General features: G+C 51.6%; 9 protein-coding genes. 3 read left to right on the top strand and 6 right to left on the bottom strand.

Features of this window, described 5'->3' with window-relative positions; genetic code table 11:
• Positions 1 to 42 precede the first annotated feature (42 nt).
• The 5 genes from AC0YOB_RS08195 to AC0YOB_RS08175 all read right to left on the bottom strand — a co-directional run bounded on the left by AC0YOB_RS08195 (position 43) and on the right by AC0YOB_RS08175 (position 7,588).
• On the bottom strand, positions 43 to 1,710 hold the full coding sequence (locus AC0YOB_RS08195; RefSeq protein ID WP_475792438.1) for a hypothetical protein: 1,668 nt from the start codon (positions 1,708 to 1,710) through the stop codon (positions 43 to 45).
• A gap of 48 nt (positions 1,711 to 1,758) precedes the next feature.
• Positions 1,759 to 2,271: a type II secretion system protein gene (locus AC0YOB_RS08190; RefSeq protein WP_475792437.1), complete on the bottom strand. Its 513-nt coding sequence runs from the start codon at positions 2,269 to 2,271 to the stop codon at positions 1,759 to 1,761.
• Positions 2,255 to 2,797, bottom strand: coding sequence for a type IV pilus modification PilV family protein (locus AC0YOB_RS08185; RefSeq protein ID WP_475792436.1), 543 nt, complete (start codon positions 2,795 to 2,797; stop codon positions 2,255 to 2,257). The genes AC0YOB_RS08190 and AC0YOB_RS08185 overlap by 17 nt, the downstream gene beginning before the upstream one ends.
• A gap of 296 nt (positions 2,798 to 3,093) precedes the next feature.
• Positions 3,094 to 4,716 (bottom strand): ABC-F family ATP-binding cassette domain-containing protein, encoded by a 1,623-nt coding sequence (locus AC0YOB_RS08180; protein ID WP_475792435.1) that lies wholly within the window; start codon positions 4,714 to 4,716, stop codon positions 3,094 to 3,096.
• Between the two features lie 154 nt (positions 4,717 to 4,870).
• Positions 4,871 to 7,588 (bottom strand): CHASE3 domain-containing protein, encoded by a 2,718-nt coding sequence (locus AC0YOB_RS08175; RefSeq protein WP_475792434.1) that lies wholly within the window; start codon positions 7,586 to 7,588, stop codon positions 4,871 to 4,873.
• Positions 7,589 to 7,814: 226 nt separating this feature from the next.
• Between AC0YOB_RS08175 and AC0YOB_RS08170 the strand changes: the two genes are divergently transcribed.
• The 3 genes from AC0YOB_RS08170 to AC0YOB_RS08160 all read left to right on the top strand — a co-directional run bounded on the left by AC0YOB_RS08170 (position 7,815) and on the right by AC0YOB_RS08160 (position 11,699).
• The gene (locus AC0YOB_RS08170; protein ID WP_475792433.1) at positions 7,815 to 8,960 is read left to right on the top strand and encodes a conserved virulence factor C family protein; all 1,146 of its coding nucleotides are present in this window, start codon (positions 7,815 to 7,817) and stop codon (positions 8,958 to 8,960) included.
• Positions 8,961 to 9,306: 346 nt separating this feature from the next.
• Entirely contained in the window at positions 9,307 to 10,287 is a 981-nt protein-coding gene (locus tag AC0YOB_RS08165; protein WP_475792432.1) for an SPL family radical SAM protein, read from the top strand.
• A gap of 260 nt (positions 10,288 to 10,547) precedes the next feature.
• On the top strand, positions 10,548 to 11,699 hold the full coding sequence (locus tag AC0YOB_RS08160) for a metallophosphoesterase (protein WP_475792431.1): 1,152 nt from the start codon (positions 10,548 to 10,550) through the stop codon (positions 11,697 to 11,699).
• Between the two features lie 71 nt (positions 11,700 to 11,770).
• Here the strand turns inward: AC0YOB_RS08160 and AC0YOB_RS08155 are convergent, their stop codons facing one another.
• Positions 11,771 to 12,589 carry a transglutaminase domain-containing protein gene (locus tag AC0YOB_RS08155; protein ID WP_475792430.1) on the bottom strand — a complete coding sequence of 273 codons (819 nt, stop codon included), beginning with the start codon at positions 12,587 to 12,589 and terminating at the stop codon, positions 11,771 to 11,773.
• Between the last annotated feature and the right edge of the window lie 169 nt (positions 12,590 to 12,758).

Below are 12,758 nucleotides of genomic sequence, written 5' to 3'. Positions count from 1 at the left end.
TTTACTACCGAACAAAACAGCACTCGCCGGCTTATGTTGCTCTTACTCCAGCCATTGTCTGCCGGTCGTCACCCTGATTTTGTCTACCCGGGGCAGGCCTACATTCTGATCGATGAATACCCTCGAGTCATACTCGATCTTGAAGCGGGCCAACTGACCGGCAGTTTCAATGGTGCTTGCCTGGTCATCGAATTCAAGGCGTGTCTTATCGTCACTTTCCCGCGTATCACCCTGGACGGCATTAATCGTCAGCTGTTCGCGGGCAAAGAAACCGCCCTTTATACTAAACGTCGAACCCACACCGTACAGCTCGGCTTTCCCTGCTGTATAGAAGAAGGCATCCAGCGTCGGATCCTGGTCAGGGTCCCAGCCCACGCTTTGAAAAGCATCCACCCGGTAAACATCCATGGCCCCTTGGGAGATCAGCACCATCTGCTTCCCGTTCAAACCGCGAATAGAAGCATCCACAACCTCCGCGCTTCCCAGCGTAAAGATCGTGGCATCCACTTTCAAATCGCCTTTGAGAACAATGTTTCCGTTAACCAGAATGTTCGCATTGATTGTCACGGGATGATCGTAATCGTCTACAATCAAATCACCGTCTATAATCAACCACTTTCCCTCGCTCTTGTCTTTCGAAGCATAGCTGACTTCATTGACCTGGCCGCCCAGCTTCAAATCCCCTTTAATCAAGGTGGTCCGTTCAAGATTTCTCAGCTTGCTCCCGAGCTGCTGCTCGTCATCATTCTCTGAACCATCTGCCGGCATCTGCTGCAATATATCCGTACCGCTTACGCAGCCGCCAAGCAGGGCTGCCATTTGATGCTGCGATATCTTTTCTTCAATCGTGGAATCCAGATTACATGGCTGCACCGATGCCCGGATTTTGTCCACAAACGATTTCTTCACATCAATAGAAACAAATTTCTTCTTCTCCTCCAGCATCATTTTATCCATAATGTCGTGAAACTCATCTGCATTTGCCCCATTGAAATTCATTAACGGCTCATAGCTGCCATTCCGTTTATACAGCAATGAGCTTCTGGATATTAAATGCTTCTCGTCCGTTATGAATGGATATTGGCCGTTCATGGATAGATCAACGCCCTTATATTTGTAGCGGGCCTCCTTATCGATCCTGAGCTGATTGCCTGCATACAGATTGCCGGCAATATAGGGTGAGCCGTTCAATATGACATCGCCCTCCGAACCGGCAGCATATTTCAGAAAGTCCGGGAAGTTGTCCAGCACAACGTCCTGCATCAGCTTCCGCTTTGCTCCGTTAACCGTCGCTTCTGCTGTAATTCTAATATGGTATTCATCAAAGAGGATGCCATTGTAATCACCCGGATTTCTGTCGGTTACTTCGAGACTGTCGACCCTGTATTCGGGTTGCTTGGAGGAATCCAGCTCCGTTTTTTTGATTTCCTGCGGATTTTCCAGATCTGCTTCATACCGGGCTACAAATTCATCCAAATGTGCGTTTAACTGCTGCGGCTCCGAGCGTTCCCCGTCAAATTCGTCATAGATCGAAGCGATCGCCTCATTCACAGCCTTCTCCGCCAGATGGAGACTCTGCACATTATCCTCGCTTCTCTGGGAGCGCTGGGCCCCGCCGAGGCTTGCGCCGAGCATGGCGACGCCGAGCATGGCGAACAACAATATCATAAATACGACAAGCAGCAAAGCCGAGCCTTTTTCTCCGCGCATCCTACGCCGCCTTTCCCTTTAGAAGTCTGTCCGATGATCTCTCATTCCCTAGAATCCAAATCTGCTCTCAAGCACCAGCTCATGGTCCTGGCCGCCATAGGATTGCTTCAGCTTCAGCTCGATTTGAATAAGCCCTCCCTCGCAAGCCGTGAGTCCCTGACAGTCCAGACTAATGAACGACCCTGTCAAGTCGGAGTCAATTGCGATTACTTTGCCGTCGATAGAAAGCGCTTCTCCCGATATCCCTGTAAATCCGATTTTCTCATCGGCCTCGTCTTTGCGTTTCAACGTTATGCTGTTGATGTCTGTCTCTTTCTGTTCGATGATTTCGGGGCCGAAGGTGTACAAGCCCGTTATGATCGAGGACATGATAAAGTCGCCTTCGTCGCGCAGGGAATTCTCGATCCGGACCTTATGGTATGTATTCAAGCCAAAGGTAATGGAGGAATAGATAATACCCGTTACAACGGACAGGATGGATAGCGCAGCAATCAGTTCGATCAGTGTAAACCCTTGTTCTTCACGCATTCTTCTCTTTACCCATTCAACGTATGGACTCATCGCTTATGTACCCCTCTACTTCCACTATATCCCGCTTCCGGCCGCCATCCGAGCTTTGGACCTGAACCAGAACGGGCAATAAATATTTGGACAGGGACATGTTATCATCTGTCATTCCGCCAGCAAGCTCCGGCTGATAGTTAATCGTGATCTCGTAATCAATTCCGTTGATTTTCGGCCTCAGCACCTGTGCAAGCGTCTCTGTGTTTCTGACGAGGCCGGAGTACGGCGTGCAATCGAACACGCCCTGCCCGTTCAACATGCATGCATCAGGTTCAATGACAGGATAATTCCCGTCCTTGTCGAGCATGAAATAGCCTTTGATACTGTCGAACGATTCCTTCTCCATATAAAATAAAGCGTTGCGCGCCAGGTTCACCATCACGGTCTTATTCTGATTTCCTTTACTGTATGAAAGAGCGTTCATGAAAAAAGCTGTCATGGAGAGGCTGACTACGGAAAGAATGACGATTGCAGCCAGTATTTCTATCAGTGTAAAGCCCTCTTCCCCTCTCAATGCTCGCATCACTTCTTCCCATTCCTCTCTTCGGACACTTTATCTCTTATTCTACCATAATACGCCACTATTCATAGGTAATATTAACTATTTTATAAACAAATAATAGTTCAATATATCTATTAAATAATATTACCCACATTCTCTGAGCCCATCGATTGCCAAGTGAGGCTGATAGCACTTACTTATTACCGGATCAACAAAAAAAAGCGGCCGAGCCTCCTCATAAGAGGAAACTCAACCACTCTGCTGCGTGCCTGATCATTCACAACCAGCCAGGCCAATATGCTGCTCAACGATAGATTTTACTCGGGCGGATACATCCGCTCGCGAAGCGCCTTGACCTCATCATTCTCCAGGTATTCATCGTAGGACATAATCCTGTCAATTACGCCGTTTGGTGTAATTTCGATAATCCGGTTCGCGATCGTTTGAACGAACTGATGGTCATGCGAGGTGAAGATCAATGTACCGTCAAAATCAATGAGACCATTATTCAGCGCGGTAATGGATTCGAGATCCAGATGGTTGGTCGGTTCGTCCATCAGCAGCACGTTCGAGCCCGAAAGCATCATCTTGGAGAGCATGCAGCGGACTTTCTCCCCCCCGGACAATACGCTTGCCTTCTTAAGGGCTTCGTCTCCCGAGAACAGCATCCGGCCCAGGAAGCCGCGGATAAAGCTCTCATCCTGATCCTTGGAATATTGGCGGAGCCAGTCGACAAGGTTCATCTCCACGCCATCAAAATAGGCCGCATTGTCCTTCGGAAAATAAGCCTGTGTCGTGGTGACGCCCCATTGATAAGTTCCGGAGTCCGGCTCGAGCTCGCCGGTCAGCACTTGGAACAGCACCGTCTTGGGCAGCGTATTCGGACCAACAAGGGCGATCTTATCTCCTTTGTTGACGGCCAGCGTCCAGTTGTCGATCAGCGTAACTCCGTCTACTGCCTTCGTCAGCCCTTCGGTCAGCAGAAGCTGTTTGCCCGCTTCGCGCTCCGGCTTGAAGTTAATAAACGGATATTTGCGGTTCGACGGACGAATGTCGTCAAGTGAAATTTTGTCGAGCAGCTTCTTACGTGAAGTTGCCTGCTTCGACTTGGATTTGTTGGCGCTGAAGCGTTGAATGAACGCCTGCAGCTCCTTGATCTTGTCTTCCTTCTTCTTGTTCGAATCCCGCATCAGGGAGAGAGCAAGCTGGCTGGACTCGTACCAGAAATCGTAGTTGCCCACGTACAGCTGGATCTTGCCGAAATCAATGTCCGCAATATGCGTACATACCTGATTAAGAAAATGCCGGTCATGAGAAACGACGATGACGGTGCCCTCATAATTGCCCAGGAAATCCTCAAGCCAATGAATCGATTCCATATCAAGGTAGTTGGTAGGCTCATCGAGCAGCAGAATGTTCGGCGTTCCGAACAAAGCTTGCGCGAGCAGAACCCGTACCTTCTCGTTGCCGGAGATCTCTGCCATCGTCTTGTCATGCAGCTCCGGCGGAATGCCCAGACCGTTCAGCATGCTGGCCGCTTCGGACTCCGCTTCCCAGCCGTTCATATCGGCGAATTCCGCTTCCAGCTCGCCGGCGCGCATCCCGTCTTCATCGGTAAATTCCGTTTTGGAATAGATGGCGTCTTTCTCTTTCATTACCTCGAACAGCTTCTTGTAGCCCATGATGACCGTCTCGAGCACGCGAAACTCATCATACTCGTAATGGTTTTGCTTCAGGACCGCCAGGCGCTCTCCCGGAGTAATATGAACCTCGCCGCTTGATTGCTCAACCTCGCCGGACAATATCTTCAGAAACGTCGATTTGCCCGCTCCGTTGGCGCCGATCAATCCATAACAATTGCCCGGCGTGAATTTAATATTCACATCTTCGAATAGCGCCCGCTTGCCGTAGCGAAGCGTAATGCCGCTTGTACTAATCATTGTGTGTGATCCCGTCCTTCACTCCAAAATCTAGTTCATCACACCATTATAACACATGAGGGCGTATTATTCCCATGTGAGCTTCACTTCTGCGCCCGTTTTTGAAGATTCATAAACCGCGTCAGTCTCCGCCATCTCTATTTTCAAGCTTTAACTACGTTCTTTTTCTCAGCCATACCTGCATCAAGGAGAACAGCTGATTCATGTCAAGCGGCTTGCTGATATAGTCCGACGCTCCCGCCTCCAGGCATTTCTCGCGGTCCTGCTTCATCGCTTTGGCCGTAACCGCTATAATCGGCAGCTGCTCCAGTCGCGGAATTCTCCGGATTGCCCTCATCGTATCGTATCCGTCCATTACCGGCATCATGATATCCATCAGCACCATATCAATATCCGTCTCCGTCTGCAAAATACTCAGGCATTCCTGCCCATCCTGAGCCGACAGCACGTTCATTCCTTCATTCTCCAAGGCATTCGTCAGCGCGAATACGTTCCGGATATCATCGTCGACCACAAGGATCTTCTTCTTCTTGAAACCGGAAGTTTCCATATGAACGGCAGCCGCTTGTTCCACAGAGCTGCCGGTGCCAGAGGCCTGCTTCTCTTCCGCAGCCATAAATTCCGCCTGAGCAGCCAGCAGCTCCACAATCTCCTTTTCCTTGGAAGGCACAATCAAAGTGAAGGTGCTTCCGACGCCTTCTTCGCTTTCGACCCTTATTTCCCCGCCGATCAATTTGGCAAATTCGCGGCTGATGGACAAGCCCAGCCCCGTTCCGCCGTAATGCCTGCTCGTGGTGCCGTCCGCCTGCTGGAAAGCATCGAAGATGAGAGAAAACTTATCCGGGGCGATTCCGATTCCCGTATCCGTAACGGAAATGGACAGGCCATATTCCGAACTGCTTTTGTCCATCCCAAGCAATCTGCCCATCTCCTCGGCTTCAAGCCTGCTGACTTTGAACATAACCGAGCCCTTCTCCGTAAATTTGAAGCCGTTGGACAGCAGGTTCCTGATAATTTGCAGCAGCCGTTGCGTATCGGTATAGAACAGCTCGGGAACATCAGGCCCCCATTCGATAACAAAATCAAGTCCTTTCAGCTCCGCCACTTTGGAGAATTGCTGCTCCAGCATGGAGGGAAGCTCCGTCATATTCATGGGCTCTATGACAATGTCCATTTTGCCTGACTCGACCTTAGACAAATCCAGTATATCGTTAATCAGCGTCAGGAGATCCTGGCCTGCCGAATGTATAATGCGGGCATATTCCTGCTCCTCAGGAGTATGCGTGCCATTGCGGTTCTCGCCCAGCATCTGCGACAGGATCAGCATGCTGTTAAGCGGGGTGCGCAGCTCATGCGACATATTGGCCAGAAACTGCGATTTATAGATGGAGCTTTGCTCAAGCTTGCCCGCATGCTCCTCAAGCACAATGCGCGTTTTCTCTAGCTCGTTGGATTTCTCCTCGGCAAATCGGTTCTGCTCCTCCAGATGCTCGTTGGCAACGCGCAGTTCTTCCTGCTGCGTCTGCATTTCCTCCGATTGCACCTGCAGCTCCTCGGTCATCGTTTGGGAATCCTTCAGCAGCCGCTCAACCTCCATCCGGCTTTCAACACTGTTAATCGTCGTCCCGAAGGTCTCAAGAACAGTACTGAGGAGCTTTAGCTGCAGGTCATTGAAGGTCCCGAGCGTCGCCAATTCAACAACGGCCACGACTTCTCCCTCGAATTCCACAGGAGCGATCAGAATCTGGCTTGCAGCGGTTTTTCCCAGTCCCGAGCTGATCTGGATATAATCGCCGGGCACCCGGTCCAGTTGAATAATCCTTTTATCTCTTGCGGCTTGTCCCACAAGGCCTTCGCCAAGCCGAAAGCTCCTTGCTCCAACCTCGGCGCCTGACGCTGCATAAGAGGCTCTGTTGACAAGCCTGAAATGCTCGCCCTGACCGCTATGGATATAAAACACACCGTAAGTGGCATCCAGGAGAGGCGTTATTTTGGCAATAAAAAGCCGGGCCAGCAAATCTAGATCTCCTACCCCCTGATACATGCTGACCACCTCGGTCAGCTTCATCTGTTTCCAGTTCTGCTGCTCCTGCGACTCCAGCAGGTTGTTGGTAGCTATGGCAAGATCGCGGATTTCATCCCTGGACTTGATTTCAATTCTCTGGGTCAGATCGCCGCCGGAAGAGGCGATTTCGCCGATTGACCGGGTCACTTCCTTGATCGTGTTCACGATCGCACGCGAAATAATCATGGCAGCCGTGACCGAGATCAAGGCGACGATGACCAACAGGCTGTACATTCCGATTTTCAAAATATTATTCTGCTCTTTCAGCCGCTCCGCGCGGTCGTTTGTCAGCACTTTCTCCGTTGCGCGGAAATCCTCAAACTGGGAACGGATCGAATCCATATCCGCCTTGCCCGGATCCGTCTTGAAAAATTCAAAAATTTCAGCTGTTTTATTCTCTCTCTTCATGTCGATCGTCGGAGCGCCGGCAATATCGATCCAGTGCTGAAGCGTCACTTTCAGCTTCACTAGTCTGTCCTGCTGGCTGGCATTATCGGTCAAAAGAGCATAAAGCCGGGTATAATCATCTTTCCAGCTGTCTATCGCTTCATTATAAGGGGCAAGATAATTGGTATCGCCTGTAATGATATAGCCGCGCTGCGCGGTTTCCATATTAAGAAATTTCTTCTCGATTTCATTGGTCAGATTATGAACTTCGATATCGTGATCAGATATAAAATCAATTTCGTTCTGCAGCGATGAGATACGGGTCGAGACGAGGAAAACGGATAATGCCAGACATAAGACTACAACTAGGTAACCGATGAATATTTTGAAGCGTATGCTCCGCCCTGAATAAATCGACATCATTATCTGCTCCTGCCCTTGTTTCGTAACAGATTTTGCTTCTGCCCAGTGTCATTCCTACTAAATAATATACTATATCCTGATAGTTTTGCATAAAACTTAATGGCAATTTTCAGACGATAAATGATATGCCATTGACATCGTACCGCCTGGAGACGTTTGTGATGGAATCGGTAATGGTTTAAACTTGTAAGGGAATGAATCAATCCGAAATGGAGGCATTGTCATGAAGCTATTATCCATTGAACCGACGCCAAGCCCCAATTCCATGAAGCTCAACGTTGACGAGAAGCTTCCGCAGGGACAAAGGCTCAGCTATAAAAAAGAAAATGCAGGCGGCGCGCCAGAGCAGCTGCGCGGGCTGCTGGACATAGACGGAGTGCGGGGATTGTTCCGCACCGCGGATTTCATTGCCCTGGACCGCAAGCCGGGGGCCGACTGGGAGCGGATTCTGGCAGAGGCGCGGGCTCTGCTGCAAAGCGGCGAAGACGCGCAGGAAGCCGGCGGCGGAATATCGCAGGAGCATTATGGCGAAGCCCACGCATCGGTGCAAATGTACCGCGGCATCCCGATGCAGGTGCGCGTCCGTATGGGCGACCGCGAGATCAAGGCCGCCCTGCCTGCGGCATTCACAGAAGCGGTAACTGCCGCGGCTGCCGCTTCCCTCATTCGCGAGCGCAAGCTGGAGGAGCTCGGGATCCGCTACGGCGAGCCCGAAGAGATTGCCGCGGAGCTCGTGAAGGAGCTTGAAGCCGCCTACCCGCAGGAGCGGCTTGACGAGCTTGTGGCCGCCGCTGCCGCTGCCGGACAAAGCGGCGGCGATGCCCAAGCGGCGGCGGCCCCGGTGCGGCCCGCCCCGCTGACGGCGGCCGAGCTTGACGAGCGGCTCGCTTCGCCGGACTGGAGCGTACGCTACGAGGCGCTCTCGCGCACTTCGCCGGAGCCGGCGATGCTGCCGCTGCTCGCCAAGGCAATTGCCGACGACAACGTCTCCATCCGCAGACTGGCCGTCGTATATCTGGGCGATCTGCGCGTGCCGGAGGCGCTGCCGCTGTTGTTTCAGGCGCTGCGCGACTCCTCCGCTTCCGTACGGCGCACCGCCGGCGATACGCTCTCGGATCTGGGCGATCCATCGGCCACCGGTCCGATGATCGAGGCCTTGCTGGACCGCAACAAGCTGGTCCGCTGGCGCGCGGCCCGGTTTCTCTACGAGGCCGGAGACGAAACAGCCGTCGAGGCGCTGCGTGAGGCTGCAGCGGATTCCGAGTTCGAAGTCAGCCTGCAGGCGCGGATTGCGCTTGAGCGGATCGAGCGCGGCGAAGAAGCCGCCGGCTCCGTCTGGCAGCAAATGACCTCACGAAACCGCGATTAAATATACCGGATATACAGGATGCAGCCTCTGCTGCTTCATTTAATCGCTCGGTAATCTCTTTATTCCGTAATTGCCGGGCATCCAGTCAGGTTGTACACCAATAGCCAATAGACGAAAAAAAAGGACAGACCCCATGCGAGCTGCTGCTTCGCGGGGGCTGTCCTTTTTTGTATGCATGAATCCAACCTGCTCCATGAATAATCCGGATTTATCTTCCTGTTTACTTGCGAACGTACGTTTGGTATAGTTGTCCTATCAAACATATGTTCTGGTTAATGTTCTGGCTTCAGCTGATTATGCAGCATGGAGCAATCCGTTCCCAATCCAAGAAAGAGGTATATGTGAATTGGCGAAAAAAATATATGAATACGCGGTGGCGAAGCAAACGCTGAATAAAGTCACAGCCAAATCAATGCCGTTCGAGTGGTCCATTAATCCGTACCGCGGCTGCACCCATGGCTGCAGCTTCTGCTATGCGCGCGCGTTTCAGAGCTTTATCGGTCGTGAAGCCGACGACGAATTTCAAAACCGGATCACGATCAAGCAAAACGCGGCAGAAGCGCTCGAAGCCCAGTTGGCCAAAAAAGCCAAAAAATTCGGCGGAGATCTCGATGCGGCAGCAGATCAGATCGGTATGATTGCAATCGGTACGGCAACCGACCCTTATCAGCCCATTGAAGGCAAGGCGATGATAACAAGGGAAATCCTTAAAGTGCTGGCCAAGTACCGGATCCTCACCTCGATTACTACGCGCTCGCCGCTCATTTTGCGCGACCTCGACCTGCTGTCAGAGATGCGCATCTCATCCATTAACATCAGCATCAACACGCTGCGCGCCGATGTTACACGCAAGATGGAGCCCGCAACCCCTTTTCCGGCCAAACGGCTGGAAACCGTCGAAACTCTTATGAAGCGGGACATTCGGGCCGGAATTTTCATAGCTCCGATTCTCCCTTGTCTGACCGACTCAGGCAGGGATCTCGAGCAGCTGATTGCCGCCGCCCGGGACCACGGCACCGCATTCGCGCACGCTTCCCTGCTGCGTCTGTCCCCTGACGTGAAAGCATGGTATCTGCATATGCTGGAGCTCCATTTTCCCCAGCTTCTGCCCGCTTACCGCAATCTGTTTCCGGGCGCATACGCCAACCGCGCTTATGCGGATCAACTGATGGAGATGGTGCATAAGCTGCTCGAGCAATACGGCTTGTCCGGTCGGCCGCAGCGCCGCAGGGATTTACAAGCGGGTTCCAGACCCCCCGAACAGCAATTGCGCCAGACTCGTTCCGCTGCCGGCGGAGCCGTGGAGCAGCTTGAATTTCAATTTTGATTCTGTATCTTCAAGAAAAAACTTGCCGCCCTTTGGTGACACGGAAAGTTGCTTCCCATAAGCCCTATAGACAAGAAAACAAGGCGGGATTATCCGAATGAACCGGATTGTGCCCGCCTTGTTTTTATTTGGCCAAATTAGGTCACATTTTTTTCGTAAAGCGGCTCATAATTTCTTCGTATTATGCAAACCTAGTACAGACCCGTACTCATGCTGCTGCGCTTTTGAAAAGCAAAATTGAAGAAGGAGCCCTACAAAAAATGGCGCATACGGATACTCAGTCGTTCACTTTACTTTGCACAAGCGACATTCATGGCCATATCTACCCCACGGACTACCAAAGCCGGCAAATCAAGCATCTGGGACTGGCGAAGCTGGCTGCTATGATCCGGCAGGAGCGTGAGCGGGATCCGCAGCTGCTTCTGATCGATAATGGCGACCTGCTGCAGGGAACGCCGTTGATGCACCACTTTGTCAAATATAACCGCTCGGGCATTCATCCTGCCATTATGACCCTTAATCATCTGGGCTATAATGCTGCGGTGCTCGGGAATCATGATTTCAACTATGGCCAGGAAATCCTCCGTCAGGCTGTCCATGACTCGGCTTTCCCGTGGCTGTCTGCCAATATCATCGATTCCCGAACCAGGCAGCCGGCGTTCGGCCAGCCTTATCTCATCAGACAAATCCGTCATGAAGCCAAAGTAGCGATTCTTGGTCTTACGACACATTTCATTCCTCAATGGGAAATTCCCGAATTTATTCGCGGGTTAACATTCATCGACGCGCTGAGCGCAGCGAAGAAATGGGTGGAGCTGATACGGAAAGTGGAGAAGCCGGACGTCATGATCATTTCCTATCATGGCGGTCTTGAGCGGGATCCGGATACCGGAGAAGCTGTCGAAGCTTTAAGCGGCGAGAATCAGGCATATGCGATGTGCACCGAACTGGAGGGCGTGGATGTGCTGCTCACCGGCCATCAGCACCGGCTGCTGACCGATGAGGTAAACGGGGTGACGATTTTGCAGCCTGGCTGTAATGGACTGGCACTTGGCAAAGTCAGCATTCAGCTGGTAAAACGAAAGGAGGCGTGGATGATTGCCCAGAAAACCGCCTCGCTTATCCTTACGAATGAAACCGTTCAGCCCGACATCCAGATCATGAAATTAACCGAGCGGCATGAGCAGCAGACACAGCTATGGCTGGATCGGCCCATAGGAGAGGTTTTCGACGATGCTCCTCTTCAGGATCCCTTGTCAGCAGGCCTGAGCGATCATCCATTCATGGACGATATGAGCCCGGATCAGTTGGATGCCACCGCCGCCGGGTTAACCCGCAATGCCGTCTTAACCAGCGATTCACCCGAATCAGGGTCTTCCGTAACGATGAGAGATATCATTTTCGATTATTAAGCTGAAGATTATTGGATCGGAATAGTATTTGCTTTTGGTTTAGCGAGTATCCTTATCCCGAAGGCGGCAGGTTAAGAGATGTTGGAAGCAGCAGCGGCTGAATCATTGGTGACAGCTGCAGGATAGCGTTTGACCCATTGGTGGTCGATCCTCATCTGGGCGTCGGTTTTCAGAAAATAATTGTAGCGGACAACACCTGCCTGGTCCGGTGTGGGATCATCCCATGTTGCATCCAGATGATACCAGTTGGAATCGATATTGACCAAGTTCCAGACATGGCTGATTTCACCGACTTTGCCCTCAATCATACGGGATTCGATACCTGCTGAGGACAGCATTCGATATAGAAGCAGCGCATAGCCCTGACATACCGCCTGCCCGTATTCAAGCGCCTCATAGGCCGTATAACGCTGCAGGGATTCGTCATACGCCAGATGCAGCACGATCCAGTCGTGGATCGCCTTGACCTTTTCCCTCTGGGACATTGATGGTTGTATAATGTCAGGCAGCAGATCACGGACCTTCTCCTGCACGATAAGCTTCTGCTCCAGGGTCTCCCGGTATTTGACTGTCAGCTTGATATTGGCGTCTCCGCCCCATGTATGAACCGCATACAGATAAGAATCCACGATATACGCCGTATAATCATCCGCTTCGAAGGCTTCCTTGAGCAGGCTCGCAATATGAGCCGAGAGCTCATCTTTATTCCCTGAATAATCAATATTCATCTCGGTTTTCTGCAGCACCAGCTGCTGCTCCACATGGTCTTTAAGCTCCCCAAGCGAGGACAGGTCCGAAGCGGCTTTAACCTTAGTGAAGCTGAAATCCGAGCCGAGCACAAAGGTTAGCAGGATGATGATAACCCCCATGATGGAAGAAAGCCTGTTCATAGTCCGCCTCCCCTTTTCTCCATTTTGTTCCATTATACCCTAACGCAGAAGGGGGAATAAAGCTTTGGCGGCAATTAATCATGATCCGTTATCTTTATAGCGCAAATTCTGCTGTTTGTCCTCCCCAGGTCCGGATGTATCAAGAATTCGGCCCAAGTATTTGGCACAA

It is taken from the genome of Paenibacillus sp. JT31N17, assembly GCF_056269255.1.
Note: the sequence above shows the minus strand (reverse complement) of the source record. Positions and strands in the feature narration are given on the sequence as shown.

Excerpts from the sequence above, each read along its gene's own strand:
- AC0YOB_RS08195 (WP_475792438.1), bottom strand. The coding sequence starts at position 1,710 with ATGCGCGGAGAAAAAGGCTCGGCTTTGCTGCTTGTCGTATTTATGATA.
- AC0YOB_RS08180 (WP_475792435.1), bottom strand. The coding sequence starts at position 4,716 with ATGATTAGTACAAGCGGCATTACGCTTCGCTACGGCAAGCGGGCGCTA.
- AC0YOB_RS08175 (WP_475792434.1), bottom strand. The coding sequence starts at position 7,588 with ATGTCGATTTATTCAGGGCGGAGCATACGCTTCAAAATATTCATCGGT.
- AC0YOB_RS08160 (WP_475792431.1), top strand. The coding sequence starts at position 10,548 with ATGGCGCATACGGATACTCAGTCGTTCACTTTACTTTGCACAAGCGAC.
- AC0YOB_RS08155 (WP_475792430.1), bottom strand. The coding sequence starts at position 12,589 with ATGAACAGGCTTTCTTCCATCATGGGGGTTATCATCATCCTGCTAACC.
- AC0YOB_RS08190 (WP_475792437.1), bottom strand. The coding sequence starts at position 2,271 with ATGAGTCCATACGTTGAATGGGTAAAGAGAAGAATGCGTGAAGAACAA.
- AC0YOB_RS08170 (WP_475792433.1), top strand. The coding sequence starts at position 7,815 with ATGAAGCTATTATCCATTGAACCGACGCCAAGCCCCAATTCCATGAAG.
- AC0YOB_RS08185 (WP_475792436.1), bottom strand. The coding sequence starts at position 2,797 with ATGCGAGCATTGAGAGGGGAAGAGGGCTTTACACTGATAGAAATACTG.